The following is an 18488-nucleotide window of genomic DNA, read 5'->3' on the forward strand; positions in this document are numbered from 1 at the left end:
TGCGTGCCTCGCCGAGCGACAGGCTCTCTCTGTCAGTAAAGCCCCTGGCAGGCAGGGCTCGAAGCGAAGTGACGGAGGGTTATTCAGCCCACGACTGCTCGGGCGCCAGGACGCCCGAGCACGAGCAAGCTCAGCTGGCTCCCGCAAAAGAGCAGGGCCGATTCAACGGCCCCGCATTCACTGCCCTGCCGCTGGCTTCCAGTCCAGCAGATGATGGCTGAACCCATGGCTCGCCGACTGGTAGTAGCTGATCGCCCTCGCCACCAGCGGATCGTTCGCCTGCGCCGTCACTTCCGTACTCGCCCCCAGGGCCTGGTTGTGCCGACGCAGCTCGCCGCGCGGGCTGAGGATCGCCAGGTCCTGGCCATCGAACAGGCCCAGGTGCTGGTAGTTGCCGATGACCACGCGCGGTGGCAAGGCGTTCGGGACCATCAGGTTGCGCCCGTAGAAGGTCGAGGTGTAGCTCAGGTTGAGGATCGACAGCAGGCTCGGCGCCAGGTCCAGCTGGCTCGCCAGTTCCGCACGTTCGCCGGCCGGCAGCAGCTTGGGCGCGTAGATGAACAGCGGAATCTGGTAGTTCGCTATCGGCAGGTCTTCCTTGCCGGCGCTGCCCGCGGTGTGGTCGGCGACAAACACGAACAGCGTGTTGTCGAACCACGGCTTGTCCTTCACCGCCTTGAGGAACTGGCCGATGGCGTAGTCGGTGTACTTCACCGCACCGTCACGCCCTTCGCCCGAAGGAATGTCGATGCGGCCGTTCGGGTAGGTGTACGGGCGGTGGTTCGAGGTGGTCATCAGTTGCAGCAGGAAGGGCTGCTGGCGCGCGTGATCCTCGTCCGCGACCTTGATCGCCTGGGCATAGAGGTCCTCGTCGCTCATGCCCCAGGCGTTCTTGAAGTGGATATCCGACTCCGCGACGCTGGACTGGTCGACGATGCGGTAGCCGTTGCCGCCGAAGAAGGCGTTCATGTTGTCGAAATAGCCGCGGCCGCCGTACAGGAAAACGGCGTCATAGCCGACGTTCTTCAACTGCTGGCCCAGGCTGGCGAAGCCGCTCTCGCGACCGACGCGCTTGACGATGGAGCGCCCCGGCGTGGGCGGAATCGACAGGGTGATGGCCTCCAGGCCACGGTCGGTGCGGGTACCGGTGGCATAGAAGTTGTTGAAATAGAGACTGTTGCGACGCAGCTCGTCCAGGTTCGGGGTCAGGTCGCGCTCGTCGCCGTTGCTGCCCAGGTACTTGGCGCTCAGGCTCTCGATGGTCACCAGGACGATGTTGTAGCGCTTGGGCGCCCCTTCGCTGGCGATGCTGCGGCGGATGTCCATCGGCTCGGTGCCGGTGAAGCGAGCGTTGGGCTCGGCCAGTTCCGAACGGATGCGCTGCGTGACCTGCTCGGGCGGCAGGGTCGCGTAGAACTGCGGATAGTCCAGTTCGTTGTTTCGGAACGCGGCGAAGAACTGGTACGGCCCGTTGCTCGCCAGTTCGCGGGCGTAGGTGTTGCCGTCCTGGCCGCGCGGGGCATCCTGGTCGACCAGGATGCCGGCCGCCAGTGCCATCGCCGCCAGGCCGGCGCAACCCAGCAGGCGGCGCGACAGCGGCGGCACCTCGGCGTCACGCAGGCGACCCAGGACCTTGAACAGCGCGAGGGTCACGCCCAGCGAAAGCAGCGCCAGGATGCTCAGCAACAGGCCGATGGGATAGGACTCGAGGATGTTGTTCAGCACCTCGTCGGAATACACCAGGTAGTCGACCGCGATGAAGTTGAAGCGCACCCCGAACTCGTCCCAGAACAGCCACTCGGCCACCGCCGTGAAGAGCATCACGTAGACGCTGGTGAACAGCATCGCCGCCAGCAGCCAGCGCCAACTGGCGCTGCGCCAGACCCGCGCAGGCATCAGCAGGAGGATCACCCCCATCGGCAACAGGGCGTAGACCAGGAAGCTGAGGTCGTAGAGCAGGCCGATGGCGAAAACCGCCACATGGGCCGCGCCCACCTCGGGCAGGTGGCCAACCAGGAGGGCCAATCGGGTCAGGAAGAAGACGATCAGCCAGAGCAAGGCGACCAGCGCCAGGAAGCGCATCGGAGCCGAGCGGAAGAGTTGCATGGGGTGTCCTTGTAGAAGTCTTTCCTGCGCAGCACAGCGCGGCGCAAGTCGGCGCCGTTGCGGGCATCCGGGCGGGACACTACAAGGTGGAAGGAAAAGAAATCGTCAAAATAAGCTGCGGGATTCGTGAATTGCCCACGATCGGGAGCCGTTCACCTGAATATCCGGGCAACGGCGCACGAAACATCTTCCTCCACGTCTTTTTCACATGTCCTTGACGAGACCTTGATCGCGCGATTCGACAATGGGCGGTAACTGACGAGTCCATGCCCATGAACGATCCCCAGCGCCTGCTCACCCCCTCCTCCCGACACCAGACCGATGCCCTGGCCGGCGGTTCGTCCGGCGTCGGGCTTTGCCGGCGGATTCGCCAGTGGCGGGAAAAGCGTCTGCTGCGCCTGGCCCTGCGCATGGCCGAGGAGCCTATCCTGATGCTGGAAGTCTCGCAGTCGCCCGGCGCCTCCTGGCCCGTGCTGCTGGAACACAGCAACCGCATCATCGTCGCGACCTGCCCGTCCGGCGACTCGCTGGCCGACGCCCACCGCAAGCTCCCCGAAGCGATGAAACGGCGGATCCGCGATCTGCCGGCGCCGCTGGAGGACGCCGAACTGCGCAAGGGCTCGGTCGATTGCCTACTGCTTCCGGAAATCCCCCAGACTGCCTGCAACAGCCGCAACATCCGCCTGCTGAACCAATGGATTCCGGTGACGCGCGACAGCGTGATCCTGTTCGCCCGCATCGGCCATTCGAGTTCGCTCGACGACACGCAGCCCTGCCCCTGCGGCTCGGACCCGCACCCCATCGGCCCCGACTTCGCCAACGCGCGCGCCCTGGAACGCGAGTTCCAGCGCCTGGGCTTTACCCAGATCCACCATTGCAACGTAATTCCCGGCTTGGACGGGGTACGCATCTACGTCCTGCGCAAGTAAGCCCTCTCGCCCTCCACTGGCAGACCTTCACTTCGCCGCAGCCCTGGTCATCCGGCGGCGAGTCTTTCTGCGCTGACGACTGGCCGCGGCCGTGCCATCATCCGGCTTGCGCACCCACCTCCGGAACTCCCATGCCGCTGACCCTGCAGCTGAGCGCGCAGCGAAGCGCTCAAGAATCAGATCGAGAAAGGGCTCATCGACGGCGCACTCCGGGAATCGGACTCAGCCTGGGCGCGCCGCCTCACTGCCAGGCTTCGGCCAGCAGCCAGTCGCGGAACGCCCGCACCTTGGGCAGCTCGGCACACTCCGGGCGATAGACCACGTAGTAGGCCTGAGTCAGCGGGCAGTTCACACCCCGGTCGGCGAAAGGCCGAATCAGCCGCCCCGCGTCCAGGTCATCACGCACCATCACGCTGCGGGCCAACGCCAGGCCCTGGCCATCCATCGCCGCCTGCAACACTGCCGCCGAGTTGTTGATGCGCAGGCCGTGGCTTGCCTTGACCTCCCCATGGCCGGCAGCGTCCAGCCACATGCGCCAGGTCGGGAAGTCCGGGTCGTGGGCCATGGACAGATCGTGGATCAGCGTGGCGCGCTCAAGCGCCTTGGCCGATAGCCTGCCGCCCCTGAGCAACGGGAAGTCCGGCGCACACACCGGGAAGATCGTCTCGCTCATCAGCCGCACCGCCTGCAGCCCGGGCCATTTTCCACGGCCATAGCGCACGCCGACATCGATGCGTTCGATCTGGAAATCCACTGCGCGCGCATTGGTGTCCAGCAGCACATCGAGGCTCGGATAAGCCTGCTGGAAACCCTCGATGCGCGGTAGCAGCCATTTCGAGGCGAAGGCCGGACTCACCGCGACCGTCAGCCCGGCCTGCACGCCGGTGTCCTTCAGCCGTGCCAGGCCGGTCGCCAGGCGCTCGAACCCTTCGCGGATATCCGGCAGCGCGGCGCGTGCCGCATCGGTCAGCGTCAGCCGCGCGTTTCCGCTACTGGCACGGGAAAACAGGGCGACGCCCAGCCACGATTCGAGATTTCGAACCTGCTGGCCTACTGCCGCCGGGGTGACATTCAGCTCCGCCGCCGCGGCAGAGAAACTCTGGTGCCGTGCTGCTGCATCGAAGGCGCGCAGGGCATTCAAGTAAGCCGGAGTGGTCATCGATAGTTTTTCTATTTCGTCAGCGAAGATCTTCTGCGTTGTTGGCCGCCTCGCCCGGTTCGACAATGCGTACCGGACCAGAGCCTTATCCATGCCAGGAGGATAGCAGATACGCCTATCCGAGCAGGGCTCGACAATCGCAGGCCACTGTCCTCCCGGACACAACGAGGATTCCCACCATGAATAGTTTTTCTAATAAGGTAGCCATCATCACCGGCGGCGGCTCGGGTATCGGCAAGGAAGTTGCGCGGCGCCTCGTCGAGACGGGCGCCAGCGTAGTCATCGGCGGTCGCGACGGCGGCAAGTTGCAGACCGCAGCCCGTGAAATCGACCCCAGCGGCCAACGCGTACGCACCCTCGCCGGCAGCATCGCCGACCCGGCCACCGCCCAGGCGCTGGTCGAACTGGCACAGCGCGAGTTCGGCGGCGTCGACATCCTCATCAACAACGCCGGCATCTTCACGCCCAAGCCGTTCCTGGAAGTCAGCCCGGAGGAATACGATGCCTTCCTCGACACCATCCTCAAGGGCAAGTTCTTCATGGCCCAGGCGGCAGCCAAGGCCATGCTACAGCGCGGCGGCGGCGCCATCGTGCAGACCGGTTCGCTGTGGGCCATCCAGGCCATCGGCGCCACGCCGTCGGCGGCTTACTCCGCCGCCAACGCCGGTGTGCATGCGCTGACCCGCAACCTGGCCATCGAACTGGCCGGCTCGAACATCCGCATCAACACCGTGGCCCCGGCCGTCGTGGAGACGCCGGTCTACGGCACCTTCATGGATGCCGAACAGGTGAAACAGGTGCTGCCCACCTTCAACGCCTTCCACCCACTGGGCCGCAATGGCCAGCCGGGCGACGTGGCGGCGGCGATCCTGTTCCTCGCTTCCAACGAGGCCTCGTGGATCACCGGCACCGTACTGCCGGTGGACGGTGGAGTCACCGCCGGCCGTCAGTGAAGATACCGGGGCCCGGCAGCGAATTGCCGGGCGCCCGTGGCCTTGCGCCCTCCGTCAGACCGTGACGACTATCTTGCCTACCTGCTGGTTGGCTTCCAGGAAGCGATGGGCGTCCTGGATCTGTTCCAGCGGGAAGGTCCGTGCGATCACCGGGCTCAGCGCTCCGGACTCCAGCCCCTTGACGATGAACGCCTTGGCGCGCTCCAGCGCCGCCGGGTCGGCGACGATCTCGGCGTAGAGGTAACCCTTGAGCGTCAGGCTCTTGCCCAGCACGGTGAACAGCGGGAAAGGCGTCGGTTCCGGGCTCAGAGCGCCGTATTCGAGGAGGATGCCGCCGCGGGCCATGGCCTGGGTGAGCACCTCGAAACCAGGCCCGCCGATGGGATCGAACACCACGCGTGCGCCCTGCCCGCCGGTCAGCGCCATGACCTTCTCGACGATATTTTCATCGTCGCTGACGATCACGTGATCGGCGCCCGCCTCCAGCAGCGCCTGCTTCTTGGCCTGGGTGCGGGTGACGGCAATGGAGGTGGCGCCCACCATGCGGGCGATCTGGAAAGCGGCGAGGCCGACACTGCTGGAGGCGGCGGTGACCAGCACGAACTCGCCCTTCGACAGCTTCGCCTGCTCCACCAGCGCACCCCAGGCAGTGACGTACTGCATCCAGGACGCGGCGGCCTGTTCGAAGCTGAGGTTCTGCGGGTGCTTCACCACCAGGTAGGCCGGTACGTTGGCCACTTCGCCGTAGGTGCCCCAGCGGGCGATATCCAGCGGCGGGATCAGGCTCACCGCGTCGCCGAGCGCGATGTCCTTCACGGCGCTGCCCACCGCGCTCACCACACCGGCGGCCTCGTAGCCCAGGCGGCTGGGGAACTCGGCTTCCTGTAGGTAAGCGTGGTTGCGGAACATCACTTCGGCGCGGTTCAGGCCGAAGGCCCTGACCGCGATCTGCACCTCGTCCGCCGCTGGCGCGGGCACGTCCACCGCTTCCAGTTTCAGGACGCTGGCGTCGCCGTATTGGTGGATTCTGACAATGCGGGCCATGACAACCTCTCTTCAGCGGGCCGGGGCGAAGGCGCCGACCGGAATGGGAGTGTAGGAAATTCATGCGGGGTCGCCCGACCATTCGGAGCGGGCGCGTCATCCGGCTGGCCAAGGGCGAGCGAAAAGCCGCAGACTGCTCGTCCGAACACAGGACCTCGACATGGATAGCCTGCCCACCCTGCGTACCGAGCGTCTGCTGCTCACGCCCCTGCAACTGGCGGATGCCGACGCCATCCAGCGCCTGTTCCCGCACTGGGAAGTGGTGCGTTATCTGGATAGCCGCGTGCCCTGGCCCTATCCCGATGACGGTGCCTTGACCTACGTGCGCGACCTGGCGCTGCCGGCAATGGCGCGCGGCGAGGAGTGGCACTGGATGATCCGCCTGGCCAGCGAACCCGGCGACGCCATCGGCAGCATTTCCCTCTTCGACCAACCCGGCAATCACCGGGGGTTCTGGCTCGCGCCGAGGTGGCAAGGCCGGGGTTACATGACCGAGGCCTGCGAAGCGGTCACCCGCTACTGGTTCCTGACCCTGGAGCGGCCGCTCATGCAGGTGCCCAAGGCCATCGTCAACCAGGGCTCGCGGCGCATTTCCGAACGCGAAGGCATGCGCTGCATCGACAACAGCGAAGGCCATTTCGTCAGCGGCGTGCTGCCGCGGGAAACCTGGGAGCTGACCCGCGAAGAATGGCTGGCACGCCATGCAGCCGACTGAACGGGCCTGGCAAGGCGAGCTGTGGCTGGGCGCGGACTTCTGCCTGGTCGCCGGCACCACCGGCCACGCCCGCCCACACGCGCACTACGCGCATCAGCTGCTGATGGCTCGCGCAGACGAGGTGCAGGCGCTGGTGGACGAGCAACCGCAGCGAGGGTCGCTGCTGGTCATTCCGTCGAACCGGCGCCATGCCATTCAGGCCAGCGAGCAGCCCGTCATCACCCTCTTCGCCGAACCGCTGGCTTTCGAGTTGGCCGACCTGGAGCGCGTCTGCCGAGCAACCGGGCCGGACCTGCCAGCGCTCGCCGCGCAACTGCAAGCCCTGCCTCGCCGTGAACTCGATCCGCGCCTGGGCAAGGCCCTGCAACGAATCCGCGCCCTGGACGATGGCGCCCTGCCCGCCCAGGAACTGGCCGAAGAAGCCGCGCTATCTTTGAGCCAACTGGAGCGGCTGTTCAGCGGCACGCTGGGGCTGTCGGTGCGCCGCCTGGTGCTCTGGCAGCGGCTGCGCCAGGCGCTGCGTCTGGCCATGGCCGGCGACAGCCTGACCAGCGCGGCCATCGCGGCGGGCTTCGCCGATTCCGCGCACTTCTCCCGCAGCGTGCGCAGCCAGTTCGGCATCCGCGCTGACCTGACGCTGCGCCAACTGAAGCTGCGGCTACTCGACTAGTACGCGGCGCAGCTCTGCCGGCAATGGGGCCTGCGGGTGCGCTGCATCGGCGCGTCGGAACGGCTCGGCGAGCTGCGCGCAGTACGCCACCGGGTAGTCCGGCCGGTCGCCGATCCCCACGTCATCCTCCGTCAGTTCGTAGTCCGGCAAGTGCAGTGCGGTGCCCAGCAGGCGATCCCAGAAGCTGAAGAACAGCGCGAAGTTCACGTCGCCCGCGGTGCCGTACTTCAGGTGATGCAGGCGGTGCAGCGGCGCCCAGGCGAAGACATGGCGCAGCACACGGATGCGCATGGCGACGTTGCTGTGCTGCAGCAGCAACTGGATGGCGATGGCGAAGGCCAGCAACGCCGCAACCTCCACAGGAACACCGAGCAACAACAGCGGCAGCGTACCGCCCAGGGCTTCGAGCATCTGGTGCAGCGGGTGCTTCATCAGGCCGTTGAAGCCGTACATGCGCGTCACGCTGTGGTGCACCGCGTGCAGACGCCAGAGCAGCGCGGAACGGTGGCTGGCGTAGTGCACCAGGGTGATGCCGAAGTCAGCGATCAGCAGCGCCGCCAGCAATTGCAGCGCCAGTGGCCAGTCCACCGGCCACAGGGCGAAATGTGGCAACCACAAAGCCATCAACGGAATGGCGGCGATACCCAAGGCATTCAGCGTCTCGTTGACCAGCGCGTGGACCAGGTCGCGGACGCCATCGCCGTGACTCTCGCTCCAGCCCGCTCGATATGGCCAGAACCGCTCGGCAAGAAAGGCCAGCAGGATCGCCAGCGGCAACAGCGCCGGCAGGCAGAGCAGCGATACGCCTTCACCAACCAGATACAGGGCCAGGCCGATGAAGCCGAAGAAGAACGCGGGGGCGTAGAGGTGTCGCATGGGGCAGCTCCGGTGCAATGGGAGTCGCCAGTGTTCCCTTTGCCGCGTCACCGGCGCTTGAACAATCCGCGCATTCAGCCTCGAACTGGCTGCCGAATTGCTGCGCGCCCCAAACCGACATCATCGACTCCTGGCAATCACGGCCGTCATGTACTGGTTCAGATCGCGCAGGTCATCGATGGTCCAGGCGTGCGGCGGCATCTTCACGCCGTTCTCGCGCAATGTCCGGGGGATCAGGCTTCCATTGGGACGAAGCACCACCGAAGACACGATGACACCCGGATAGTCACTCAGGCGCTTCCTGAAAGCGGGTGTTGTGAGATCGGGCGTAGGGGGATTGCTCTTGTTGGCCAGCGGCCCCGTCGCCTTGATATCCGCTCCGTGGCAAACGGCGCACCGCTGCGAGTAGAGATTCTTGCCGTTGAGACTCTCGGCGAATGTTGGCGATATCTGAGCGAGCGACAGAATCCCCGATAGGCCTATGAACAATACCTTCACTTTCACGCGTCCTTGCAAAGCCAATAAAACCTGAATCCAGAGCACACCGCTCAGCGCCGCCAGGCACAACTCAGCGCACTGAGCGCCAGCACCAGAGCCGCGCCCGCATAGGCCCAGATCGCCGGCACCTGCGGCAGCAGCACGCCGGCGAGGATCGGCCCGAGCCCGGCGCCGATATCGCGCCACACTGCGTTGCCGGCCAGCGCCTGGATGCGCGCCTGCGGATTGCGGCTGGCCACCAGCGTCACCACCAGCGGCAGTTGCAGCGCACGCAGGACCAGCACGAAGAAGGCGCCGATGAACAGCCAATAACTGCCGAACATCAGTAGCGCCAGCGAAGTGGCCAGCGACAGCACCACCAGCATGCGCAGGGCGCCAAAGCGATCCGCCAGCCGGCCGCCGAAGGGGCTGAAGAGCATCTCGCTGAGATACCGCACGGCCATCAGGATGCCCGCCACCAGCACACCGGTAGCGCCCAGGTGCGTCTGCGCGTAGAGCGACAGGCCGAAGACGAAAAGGCCGTCCAGGGTCACGCCTTCGATGAAGGACCAGGTGGCGATGCTGTCCGGCAGGCGCAGGCGGCGACCGCTGCTGACGGGAATCTCGTGCCCCTTGGCCGGCAGCGCGCGGGCACGCCAGAGGCCGCACAGGGCTGCCACGCAGAGCACGAAGAACACGCTGCGCGGCCCGAAGGCCTGGGCCATCACCGCCCCCAGCGGCAGGGCCAGCATCGGCCCGATGGACAAGGTCGCCCGCGAGCGTCCGGCGCGCCGCGCGGCGCCTTGAGCTTCAGCGGTGGCGAGGGTCTGGGTGCTGAGGTTGAAGGTGGCGAAACACAGGCCCCAGACCAGGCGAAACACCAGCAACGTGGCAAACCCGGAGAGCGTCGCCGAGGCCAGCGCGCAGAACGCCGTGGCAAACGCAGCAAGGCTGCAGGCCGCACGGTCACCATGACGAGCGTAGAAACGCACCACCCAGCCGTAGCCGACGATGCGTACCAGGCGGTTGGCCGCCAGCAGGATGCCCGCTTCCACCAGCGTCACGCCGAAGTCCGCCGCGTACATCGGCAGCAGCAGGTAGAGCAGCACGTCGGCCGGCAGGCACAGGCCGAGCACCTGGGCGGAGTTGCGCGAATCTCGATCGGCGCGGCGCAGCAGCGCCTGCTCGGCAGCGGACGACATGACAGTCTCGTGACGGCGACGGGGCCCGCAGGATAACCCGGCCCCCGGCCCGCAAGACAAGCCTTACGCCCGCCCCGGCGGCTGTGCTATCGCGCGAGTGTGCGCAGGAAGGAGGCGATCACCTGGCTGCTGCGGCGCTCGGCCAGGTAGTACAGGTAGGTCTCGGTGAACACCGGATCGCCAGCGATGCGGATGGCCTTCAGGCGCGGGTCGGCGATGTACTCCGCCTCGGACACCACGCCGATGCCGATGCCACGGATCACCGCCTCGCGCAGCGCCTCGCGGCTGCCGATCTCCATGGCGATGCGTGGTGTGACATCCGCTTCTTCCAGCACCCGCTCCAGGGCGACGCGGGTGGTCGAGCCCTGCTCGCGGCGCAGCAGCGGCTGGCCCTGGAGCGCCTGCACCGGCACCTCGTCGTGGCGGGCAAAGGGGTGTTCGGCGTGGGCGAAGAGGATCACCGGGTGCCGCGCATACAGCTCGGCGACGAAGGCCGGATCGTCATGCAGCCCGGCCAGCACGCCGACATCAGTCACGTAGTTCTCCAGGTCCGCGAGCACCGACGCCGAGTTGCCGATACGGATCGATACGTCGATCTGCGGATAGTCGCGGCGATAGCGGTCGACCATCTCGATCACATGGAACGGCCCCACCGCACCGATTTTCAGCTGGCCGCGATTGAGCTGGCCGGAATCGCGCAGCAGGTTGGTCGCCTCGGACTCGAGCATCGACATCTGCTGGGCAATGGGCAGCAAGGCACGGCCCACTGCGGTCAGCTCGATGCGTCGGCCACGGCGGTGGAACAGCTCGACGTTGAACTCCCGCTCCAGGCCCTGGATCTGCGTGGTCGCCGTCGGCTGGCTGAGGCCGATGGCCCGTGCGCCAGCGCTGAAGCTGGCGTGGCGGGCGACGGCGAGGAAAGTGCGCAGGCGGGCGGTGGACATCCATAGCTCCTATCAATGGTTTGCCGAGAAAACCAATATTGATCTGATGGCGTGACTGTCACATGACAGCCCTAGCTTTGGCGCTACCGAACACAACCTCCGGGTAACGCCATGACTTCGCTGACCAGACTGTTCCGCTTCGCCGTGCTGCCGCTCGCCTTCGCCTCCGCCCTGCTCTCGACTGCCCAGGCACAGGACGCCCTCACCGTCGGCCTGATCCCCTCCGAGGATTCCCAGGCCATGATCAAGAGCAGCCAACTGGTGCTCGACCAGTTGCAGGAACGCCTGGGCATGCCGGTGAAGCCCTTCGTCGCCACCGACTACAACGGCGTGATCGAAGCCCTGCGCGCCGGCAAGCTGGACGTCGCCTACCTCGGACCATTCTCCTATGTGCTGGCGAACAAGGTGGCCGGCGCCGACGCGTTCGCCGTGGCGGTGACCAAGAAGACCGGCAGCAGCGCCTACCACAGCCTGATCATCGCCCGTAAGGACAGCGGCATCCGCAGCCTGGACGACCTCAAGGGCCACACCTTCGCCTTCGTCGACCCCAGCTCGGCCTCCGGCCACCTGTTCCCCAAGGCCGGCCTGGAACAGTCCGGGCATGACCCGAAGGCGCTGTTCTCACGGGTGATCTTCTCCGGCTCCCACGACGCCAGCATCCTCGCCGTGGAGAACCGCAAGGTGGATGCCGCCGCCGTGGCCGACCGCATCCTCGCCGGCGCGATCAGCGCCGGCCAGGTGCAGCAGGACGACTTCCAGGTCGTCTGGAAATCCGACGACATCCCCGAGTCGCCCATGGTCTGGCGCAAGAACCTCGACCCGGAACTGCAGAAGAAACTGGTCGCCGCGTTCGCCTCGATCAAGGACGTACCGTGGGGCGACCAGGGCATGCTCAATGGCTTCCAGCCCACCAACGACGCCGCCTACAACGTCGTGCGCGACACCGCCAAGGTGCTCGACCTCGACCTGCGGAGCCTGAAATGATCCGCGTCGCCCAACTGACCAAGGGCTACGGCGACAACCCGGTGCTGCGCGGGATCGACCTGCGCATCGAGGCCGGCGAGTTCGTGGTGATCCTCGGTCAGTCCGGCGCCGGCAAGTCCACCCTGCTGCGCTGCATGAACCGCCTGGCGCAGGCCGACAGCGGCACGCTGCAGGTCGCCGGGGTCGATGCGCTGCTGCCCCGCGACCAGCGCGAACTGCGCCGCCGGGTGGCGATGATCTTCCAGCATCACAACGTGGTGCCGCGCCTGTCGGTACTGAAGAACGTGCTCACCGGACGCCTGGGCTGCGTCGGCACCCTCGCCTCGGTGCTGCAACTGTTCAGCCGCGAGGACATCGCCCTGGCCCGCGAATGCCTGCGCCGGGTGGAGCTGGAACACAAGGCCGATGCGCGCACCGATTCGCTGTCCGGCGGGCAGATGCAGCGCGTCGGCATTGCCCGCGCGCTGGCCCAGCGGCCGCAGGTGATCCTCGCCGACGAACCGGTGGCGAGCCTCGACCCGAAGACCGCGCAACTGGTCATGCACTACCTGCGCGAAGCCACCCGCACCCTGGGAATCACCGTGGTGTGCAACCTGCACCAGGTGGACCTGGCGCGCGAGTTCGGCGACCGCATCGTCGGCCTGGCCAATGGCCGCGTGGTCTTCGACGGCAGCGCCGGGGAACTGGATGATTCGGCCCTGCAGCGGATCTACCAGCAACGCCCGAGCAGCGAGGCGACCGCCTACCAGACGGCGGCTCGCGCGGTGTACACCAGCAGCACAGGAGCCGGCGCATGAACCTGCGAAGCCATCAGTGGATGGTCGAGACGCCACAGAGCAAGCGCGGTTGGCTGACCACCGGCGCTGCCGTGCTGGCGGTGATCTACCTGCTGCACTGGAGCGCCGAGGGCGCGCAACTGAGCTGGAGCGAACTGGCCAGCGGCCTGCCACAGATCGGCGACTTCCTCAGCCGCTCGCTGCCGCCGGACCTGAGTATCCTCCCCAGCCTCTGGCGCCCGGCGCTGGAAACCCTGCAGATCGCCCTCTGGGGCACGCTGCTGGGTATCGTCCTGGCGGTGCCGCTGGGATTCCTCGCCGCGCGCAACCTGCACGGCAACCGCTGGCTGTACCTGGGCACGCGGCAATTGCTCAACGTCATCCGCAGCATCAACGAACTGATCCTTGCCCTGGTGTTCGTCTCGGCAGTCGGCCTCGGCCCCTTCCCCGGCGTGCTGGCCCTGGCGCTGCACGGCGTGGGCATGCTCGGCAAGTTCTTCGCCGAGAGCATCGAGGAAATCGACCAGGGCCCCATCGAAGCCCTGCAGGCCACCGGCGCGCGGCCGTTGCAGGTGATCGCCTTCGGCGTGCTGCCGCAGGTGATCACCGCCTGGATCGCCGTGGTGCTCTACCGCTTCGAGGTCAACCTGCGCTCGGCCACCGTGCTCGGCATGGTCGGCGCCGGCGGCCTGGGCTTCGAGTTGGTCAGCAGCCTGAAGCTGTTCAAGTACCCGGAAACGGCCACCTGCATCCTCGTCATCACCGTCATGGTGGTGCTCGCCGACTTGCTCTCCAATCGCCTGCGCCACGCCATCCAGGGCAACGGCCGGCACTGATCCACCCTCACCTTTGCCCCTGCCTCGTGCGCCTTCCGGGCGCGCGCCGGGCAGGCTCATGCCTGGAGTTTTGCCAGATGTCCGCACCCGCCGTTATCGGTCAGGCCGATGCCCACCTGCGATCAATCGATTGGAACGAAAACGACGAGGCCCCGAGCATGGCCGCACGTTCAAACAACAACAAGGAACTGCCCATGCCTGCCCGATTCCACAATCCGGTCGCCACCGTTTTCGGCGGCGGCAGCCTGGACCGCATCGCCGACCTCTGCCAAGGCAAGGTCGCCCTGGTGACCTTCCCCGAAGCCGCGCAACTGGGGCTGATCGAGCGCGTCCGCCACCTGCTGGGCGACCGCCTCGCCTACGTCATCGACGACGTGCAACCCAACCCCGACGTGGCCTGGCTGCGCGACGTGCACGAACGCTTCTGGCGTGAAGCGGGCGACTGCACCACGGTGTTCGCTCTCGGCGGCGGCAGCGCCATCGACACCGCCAAGGCGCTGGTCGTCGGCACCGAATCCGGGCGCTTCGACGAACTGCTCGACCTGCTGGCCACCGGCAAGCCCTTCGTCCCGGCACGGCACAAGACGCTGATCGCCGCGCCGACCACCGCCGGCACCGGCAGCGAAGTGACGCCCTGGGCGACCCTCTGGGACGCGCAGCAGCAGAAGAAGTACTCCCTGCACCTGGATTGCACCTGGCCGCAGGTGGCGCTGATCGACCCGGACCTGATGCTCAGCGTGCCTGCCGGGGTCACCGTGTCCACCGGGCTGGATGCGTTGTCCCACGCGCTGGAATCGATCTGGAACCACAACGCCAACCCGATCTCCGACACCTTCGCCATCTCTGCCATCGAGGACATCCTCGACTGCCTGCCGCGCCTGCAGCAGGACCTCGGTAACCGCGAACTGCGCTCGCGCATGGCGCTGGCCGCGCTGAAGGCCGGCATGGCCTTCTCCAACACCAAGACCGCGCTGGCCCACTCCATCTCCTACGAGATGACCCTGCGCCACGGTCTGCCCCATGGCATCGCCTGCTCGTTCACCCTGCCGCTGGTGCTGGGCCTGGCCTGGGGTCGCGACGCCGACCGCGACCGCGTGCTGCAACGCGTCTTCGGCAGCGACCTGAAGGGCGCCCAGCAGCGCCTGCGTGAATTCCTCCATCGCCTCGGGGTCAAGACCGAGTTCGGCGACTACGGCGTGACGTCCGCCGAGGCCGAAGCGATGATCGACTTCGCCATGCAGGGCGCCCGCGGCCGCAACTTCATCGGCTCGCAAGCCGCCTGAGGCCGTCCTTTACCGGGCGGCCCTGGCTGCCGCCTTTTCCTGTTGCACCGAAAACCTATTGCACCGAAGAAGAGTGCCGACACGCCGAGCCTTGCGCCGGCGCGAGCGAACAAGAAGGAAAACCGCCATGAACCGTGCACAAACCCTGCCTGGCCTTGAGTCATCCGTGTCGCCCTTCCGCGTGGCGCAGTGGCGCATGCTGCTCGCCGCGATGTTCTGCTACCTGTTCTTCTATACCGGCCGCCAGACGTTCGGCTTTGCCATCCCCGGTATCCAGGCCGAGTTCGGCCTGAGCAAGGAAACCCTCGGCTGGGCCTCCAGCGCCATGCTCTGGATGTACGCCATCGGCCAGGCCATCAACGGCAACCTCGCCGACAAGTTCGGCGGCCGGCGCATCATGAGCCTGGGCGCGGTGCTGTCCTGCGGCGCCAACTGGGTCACCAGTTTCGCTGGTGGCTTCGGCAGCCTGATCCTGCCGTGGGGCATCAACGGCTACTTCCAGGCGCTGGGCTGGGCGCCGGGCAGCCGCCTGCTGTCGAACTGGTGGAGCGCCGCCGAGCGCGGCAAGGTCTACGGCTTCTATGTGTTCGCCGCCGGCTGCGCCTCGGTGCTGTCTTACGTCACCTCGGTGGTGGTAATCGACGTCCTGCACCTGGAGTGGCGCTGGATCTTCCGCCTGCCGGTGCTGCTGATGCTCGCCGGCGGCATCGTGTTCTACCTGGTGGCGCGGGAACGCCCGCAGGACATGGGCTTCGAGCCGCTGGCCGACACCGGCGTGGCGAATGCCGAGGACCGCTCCAGCGAAGCGGCCCACGGTGAAGAGGAAAGCTCGACCCAGCGCTACCTGGCGGTGCTGAAGAACCCGCGCCTGCTGGTCGCCGCGCTGTCCCTGGGCTTCCAGAACGCCGCGCGCTACGGGCTGATCGTCTGGGTGCCAGTGCACTTCCTCGGCGCCGACTGGCAGAAGGGCCAGAGCTTCATCGACCCGAAGTGGATCACCATCGCCCTGCCCGTCGGCATGGCCGTCGGCGCGCTGAGCAATGGCTGGGTATCGGACCGCCTGTTCGGCAGCAAGCGCTACCGCGCGATCATGCTCTACATGGTGCTCGGCGCGCTCACCAGCCTGTGGATGTGGAGCCTGCCGGCGCACAGCGGCATCGGCCTGCTGGCGCTGTTCCTCTGCGGCTTCTTCGTCTACGGCCCGGCGTCGAGCTTCTGGGCACTCTGCCCGGACCTGGTCGGCGCGCGCCGCGCCGGTACCGCCACCGGGATCATGAACTTCTCCTCCTACCTCTTCGCGGGTCTGGCCGAACCCCTAATCGGTCGCATGCTGGACACGACGGGCAATACTTCGCTGATCTTCATCGTGGTCACCACGGCCTGCGTGTGCAGTGCGGTGGTCGCCCTGTTCGTCCGGCGCTGAGGGTACGGCCATGCGCCAAACCCTCCTCATAGAGAGACCTCATGTACCAGTACCACAAGTGGTTGCGCTCCTTTCACGCCGTGGCCCGCACCGGCAGCTTCACCCAGGCCGCGGCGCTGCTCAGCGTCGGACAGCCGACCATCAGCGAGCAGGTCAGCGGCCTGGAGAAGCGCTTCAGCGTGGAGTTGTTCCACCGGCGCGGGCGCTTCATCGAGCTGAGCCCCGCCGGCGAGCAGCTCTACGCGATCACCCAGGGCCTGTTCGGCCAGGAGGACGAAGCCTTGCAACTGCTGCAGAGCTTCCAGCAGCGCAAGCAGGGCATGTTGCGCATCGGCGCGGTGTCGCCGCCGATCGCCATGAGCCTGACCTACGCGCTGATGCAGCGTTACCCGCACATCGAGCTGGAGACCTCCTTCACCAGCGAGGCCGGCACCCTGGAGCGGCTGTACAACTTCGACATCGACGTGGCGATCCTCGCCCTCTCGGAGTTCGACCAGCGCCTGAGCACGCAGCTCTACCGCACCTGCCCGATCCTCGCGGTGGTGCGCGACGACCACCCCTGGGCGCAGCAGGAATCGGTCAGCGTGCAGGAGATCGCCAGCCAGCGCGTGGTGTTGCGCGAGCCGGCCTCGCGCACCCGCCAGCTGGTCGAGGAAGGCTGCCGGCAACATGGTGTGGAGCTGGACTGCGCGATGCAGCTGAACAGCCGCGAGGCCATCGTCCATGCGGTGGTACACGGCATCGGCGTGGGCTTCGTCTCGGCGGTGGAATACGCCGACCGACCCGGCACGCGCTCCATCGCCTTCGCCGAGGACCCGTTCCACATCGACTACTACCTGTGCTGCCTGGGCATCCGCCGCAAACGGCCGATCATTGCCGAGCTGTTCGACTCCACGGCCTGACTCTCAACCCGAACACCCCGTGACACCGCGAGCCTGCCATGACGCCGGGCGGGCCGCGCTCATCCTGCCTTTCACCAAGAATCCCCTCACAGGAGCACCGCCATGCATTACCAGCAACCCCAGCAACTGCAAGCCGCCATCCTCGACTGGGCCGGCACCGTGGTCGATTTCGGCTCCTTCGCGCCGACCCAGATCTTCGTCGAAGCCTTCGCCGAGTTCGGCGTGCAGGTCAGCCTGGAAGAAGCCCGCGGCCCGATGGGAATGGGCAAGTGGGACCACATCCGCACCCTGTGCGACATCCCGGCCATCGCCGAGCGCTACAAGGCCAAGTTCGGCCGCGTGCCGAGCGACGATGACGTCACCGCCATCTACGAGCGCTTCATGCCGCTGCAGATCGAGAAGATCGCCGAGCACTCGGCGCTGATTCCCGGCGCGCTGGAAGCCATCGCCACCCTGCGCAAGGGCGGGCTGAAGATCGGTTCCTGCTCCGGCTACCCGGCGGTGGTGATGGAGAAGGTCGTGGCGCTGGCCAAGACCAACGGCTACGTCGCCGACCACGTGGTCGCCACCGACGAAGTGCCCAACGGCCGCCCGCATCCGGCCCAGGCGCTGGCCAACGTGATCGCCCTGGGCATCAACGATGTCGCGGCCTGCGTGAAGGTCGACGACACCTGGCCGGGCATCCTCGAAGGCCGCAGCGCCGGCATGTGGACCGTGGCGCTGACCTGCTCGGGCAACGCCCTGGGCCTGACCTATGAGCAGTACAAGGCGCTACCGGCCCAGAAGCTGGAGCAGGAACGCCGCCGCATCGGCCAGATGTTCGAAGGCTCGCGGCCGCACTATCTGATCGACACCATCGCCGAACTGCCGGCGGTGATTGCCGACATCAACGCTCGTCTGGCGCGGGGCGAGATGCCGCAGAGCAGCTGATCCCGAGCGATAACAAAGAAGGCCCGCTTGATGCGGGCCTTCTGCTTTCTGCAGGAGCGAGCTTGCTCGCGAACATCGCCGCGGGGAATCGGTTCGCGAGCAAGCTCGCTCCTACAAAAGATCGGCCATGCCACACCGTGATATCACAGCAATAGCATTTCAGACCGTTCGTCAGGCCTCTGTAAAAATTCGGAACAAAATTTCCGTCCTTCATCTCGAACCGTCGGAACTGTCATATCCGCGTTACACATCCGACAGCGGTGTATCAACGGATTTACA

At 66.6% G+C, this 18488-nt stretch carries 18 protein-coding genes; 11 read left to right on the forward strand and 7 right to left on the reverse strand.

What is annotated here, in order from left to right:
* Positions 1-177: 177 nt before the first annotated feature.
* Positions 178-2106, reverse strand: a complete 1929-nt coding sequence (locus G4G71_RS18575; protein WP_169939478.1) for an LTA synthase family protein — start codon at positions 2104-2106, stop codon at positions 178-180.
* Positions 2107-2378: 272 nt separating this feature from the next.
* Between G4G71_RS18575 and G4G71_RS18580 the strand changes: the two genes are divergently transcribed.
* A complete protein-coding gene (locus G4G71_RS18580) occupies positions 2379-3035 on the forward strand; it encodes a hypothetical protein (RefSeq protein WP_169939479.1) in 657 nt (218 codons plus the stop codon).
* A gap of 241 nt (positions 3036-3276) precedes the next feature.
* Here G4G71_RS18580 and gcvA read toward each other — a convergent pair whose 3' ends face one another.
* A complete protein-coding gene (gene gcvA, locus G4G71_RS18585) occupies positions 3277-4194 on the reverse strand; it encodes a transcriptional regulator GcvA (RefSeq protein ID WP_169939480.1) in 918 nt (305 codons plus the stop codon).
* Between the two features lie 179 nt (positions 4195-4373).
* Here gcvA and G4G71_RS18590 point away from each other — a divergent pair, with 179 nt between their 5' ends.
* Positions 4374-5147: an SDR family NAD(P)-dependent oxidoreductase gene (locus G4G71_RS18590; RefSeq protein ID WP_169939481.1), complete on the forward strand. Its 774-nt coding sequence runs from the start codon at positions 4374-4376 to the stop codon at positions 5145-5147.
* Between the two features lie 54 nt (positions 5148-5201).
* On the opposite strand, the gene G4G71_RS18595 is transcribed toward G4G71_RS18590, so the two are convergent.
* On the reverse strand, positions 5202-6191 hold the full coding sequence (locus G4G71_RS18595; RefSeq protein ID WP_169939482.1) for a zinc-dependent alcohol dehydrogenase family protein: 990 nt from the start codon (positions 6189-6191) through the stop codon (positions 5202-5204).
* A 160-nt stretch (positions 6192-6351) separates the two neighbouring features.
* Here G4G71_RS18595 and G4G71_RS18600 point away from each other — a divergent pair, with 160 nt between their 5' ends.
* Both G4G71_RS18600 and G4G71_RS18605 read left to right on the forward strand, forming a co-directional pair.
* Positions 6352-6906: a GNAT family N-acetyltransferase gene (locus G4G71_RS18600; RefSeq protein ID WP_169939483.1), complete on the forward strand. Its 555-nt coding sequence runs from the start codon at positions 6352-6354 to the stop codon at positions 6904-6906.
* Positions 6893-7576, forward strand: a complete 684-nt coding sequence (locus tag G4G71_RS18605) for a helix-turn-helix domain-containing protein (RefSeq protein ID WP_054909877.1) — start codon at positions 6893-6895, stop codon at positions 7574-7576. The genes G4G71_RS18600 and G4G71_RS18605 overlap by 14 nt, the downstream gene beginning before the upstream one ends.
* Here G4G71_RS18605 and G4G71_RS18610 read toward each other — a convergent pair.
* The 4 genes from G4G71_RS18610 to G4G71_RS18625 all read right to left on the reverse strand — a co-directional run bounded on the left by G4G71_RS18610 (position 7565) and on the right by G4G71_RS18625 (position 11075).
* Entirely contained in the window at positions 7565-8452 is an 888-nt protein-coding gene (locus G4G71_RS18610; protein WP_169939484.1) for a sterol desaturase family protein, read from the reverse strand. The two genes, G4G71_RS18605 and G4G71_RS18610, sit on opposite strands and share 12 nt — an antisense overlap.
* A 120-nt stretch (positions 8453-8572) precedes the next feature.
* Positions 8573-8956, reverse strand: a complete 384-nt coding sequence (locus tag G4G71_RS18615; protein WP_169942726.1) for a c-type cytochrome — start codon at positions 8954-8956, stop codon at positions 8573-8575.
* A 44-nt stretch (positions 8957-9000) separates the two neighbouring features.
* Positions 9001-10131: an MFS transporter gene (locus tag G4G71_RS18620; protein ID WP_169939485.1), complete on the reverse strand. Its 1131-nt coding sequence runs from the start codon at positions 10129-10131 to the stop codon at positions 9001-9003.
* An 86-nt stretch (positions 10132-10217) separates the two neighbouring features.
* Positions 10218-11075, reverse strand: coding sequence for a LysR substrate-binding domain-containing protein (locus G4G71_RS18625; RefSeq protein ID WP_169939486.1), 858 nt, complete (start codon positions 11073-11075; stop codon positions 10218-10220).
* Between the two features lie 111 nt (positions 11076-11186).
* Here G4G71_RS18625 and phnD point away from each other — a divergent pair, with 111 nt between their 5' ends.
* From phnD to phnX, 7 genes are all read left to right on the forward strand, one after another.
* The gene (gene phnD / locus G4G71_RS18630) at positions 11187-12059 is read left to right on the forward strand and encodes a phosphonate ABC transporter substrate-binding protein (protein WP_054909880.1); all 873 of its coding nucleotides are present in this window, start codon (positions 11187-11189) and stop codon (positions 12057-12059) included.
* Complete coding sequence (phnC, locus tag G4G71_RS18635) at positions 12056-12856, forward strand: phosphonate ABC transporter ATP-binding protein (RefSeq protein ID WP_169939487.1); 801 nt, start codon at positions 12056-12058, stop codon at positions 12854-12856. The genes phnD and phnC overlap by 4 nt, the downstream gene beginning before the upstream one ends.
* The gene (phnE, locus tag G4G71_RS18640; protein ID WP_169939488.1) at positions 12853-13671 is read left to right on the forward strand and encodes a phosphonate ABC transporter, permease protein PhnE; all 819 of its coding nucleotides are present in this window, start codon (positions 12853-12855) and stop codon (positions 13669-13671) included. Before phnC ends, phnE begins: the two co-directional genes overlap by 4 nt.
* A gap of 194 nt (positions 13672-13865) precedes the next feature.
* Positions 13866-14954 carry an iron-containing alcohol dehydrogenase PsrA gene (gene psrA / locus G4G71_RS18645; RefSeq protein ID WP_169942727.1) on the forward strand — a complete coding sequence of 363 codons (1089 nt, stop codon included), beginning with the start codon at positions 13866-13868 and terminating at the stop codon, positions 14952-14954.
* A 127-nt stretch (positions 14955-15081) separates the two neighbouring features.
* Positions 15082-16377, forward strand: coding sequence for an MFS transporter (locus tag G4G71_RS18650; protein ID WP_169939489.1), 1296 nt, complete (start codon positions 15082-15084; stop codon positions 16375-16377).
* Positions 16378-16418: 41 nt separating this feature from the next.
* Entirely contained in the window at positions 16419-17279 is an 861-nt protein-coding gene (locus G4G71_RS18655; protein ID WP_024763510.1) for a LysR substrate-binding domain-containing protein, read from the forward strand.
* Between the two features lie 102 nt (positions 17280-17381).
* A complete protein-coding gene (gene phnX, locus G4G71_RS18660; protein ID WP_169939490.1) occupies positions 17382-18209 on the forward strand; it encodes a phosphonoacetaldehyde hydrolase in 828 nt (275 codons plus the stop codon).
* The last annotated feature ends 279 nt before the right edge of the window (positions 18210-18488 follow it).

It is taken from the genome of Pseudomonas multiresinivorans (assembly GCF_012971725.1).
GTDB classification, from domain to species: domain Bacteria; phylum Pseudomonadota; class Gammaproteobacteria; order Pseudomonadales; family Pseudomonadaceae; genus Pseudomonas; species Pseudomonas multiresinivorans.

Bases quoted from the DNA above. Each gene is read 5' to 3' on its own strand.
- G4G71_RS18575 (WP_169939478.1), bottom strand. From the start codon at position 2,106: ATGCAACTCTTCCGCTCGGCTCCGATGCGCTTCCTGGCGCTGGTCGCC.
- G4G71_RS18580 (WP_169939479.1), top strand. From the start codon at position 2,379: ATGAACGATCCCCAGCGCCTGCTCACCCCCTCCTCCCGACACCAGACC.
- gcvA (WP_169939480.1), bottom strand. From the start codon at position 4,194: ATGACCACTCCGGCTTACTTGAATGCCCTGCGCGCCTTCGATGCAGCA.
- G4G71_RS18590 (WP_169939481.1), top strand. From the start codon at position 4,374: ATGAATAGTTTTTCTAATAAGGTAGCCATCATCACCGGCGGCGGCTCG.
- G4G71_RS18595 (WP_169939482.1), bottom strand. From the start codon at position 6,191: ATGGCCCGCATTGTCAGAATCCACCAATACGGCGACGCCAGCGTCCTG.
- G4G71_RS18600 (WP_169939483.1), top strand. From the start codon at position 6,352: ATGGATAGCCTGCCCACCCTGCGTACCGAGCGTCTGCTGCTCACGCCC.
- G4G71_RS18605 (WP_054909877.1), top strand. From the start codon at position 6,893: ATGCAGCCGACTGAACGGGCCTGGCAAGGCGAGCTGTGGCTGGGCGCG.
- G4G71_RS18610 (WP_169939484.1), bottom strand. From the start codon at position 8,452: ATGCGACACCTCTACGCCCCCGCGTTCTTCTTCGGCTTCATCGGCCTG.
- G4G71_RS18620 (WP_169939485.1), bottom strand. From the start codon at position 10,131: ATGTCGTCCGCTGCCGAGCAGGCGCTGCTGCGCCGCGCCGATCGAGAT.
- G4G71_RS18625 (WP_169939486.1), bottom strand. From the start codon at position 11,075: ATGTCCACCGCCCGCCTGCGCACTTTCCTCGCCGTCGCCCGCCACGCC.
- phnD (WP_054909880.1), top strand. From the start codon at position 11,187: ATGACTTCGCTGACCAGACTGTTCCGCTTCGCCGTGCTGCCGCTCGCC.
- phnC (WP_169939487.1), top strand. From the start codon at position 12,056: ATGATCCGCGTCGCCCAACTGACCAAGGGCTACGGCGACAACCCGGTG.
- phnE (WP_169939488.1), top strand. From the start codon at position 12,853: ATGAACCTGCGAAGCCATCAGTGGATGGTCGAGACGCCACAGAGCAAG.
- psrA (WP_169942727.1), top strand. From the start codon at position 13,866: ATGCCTGCCCGATTCCACAATCCGGTCGCCACCGTTTTCGGCGGCGGC.
- G4G71_RS18650 (WP_169939489.1), top strand. From the start codon at position 15,082: ATGAACCGTGCACAAACCCTGCCTGGCCTTGAGTCATCCGTGTCGCCC.
- G4G71_RS18655 (WP_024763510.1), top strand. From the start codon at position 16,419: ATGTACCAGTACCACAAGTGGTTGCGCTCCTTTCACGCCGTGGCCCGC.
- phnX (WP_169939490.1), top strand. From the start codon at position 17,382: ATGCATTACCAGCAACCCCAGCAACTGCAAGCCGCCATCCTCGACTGG.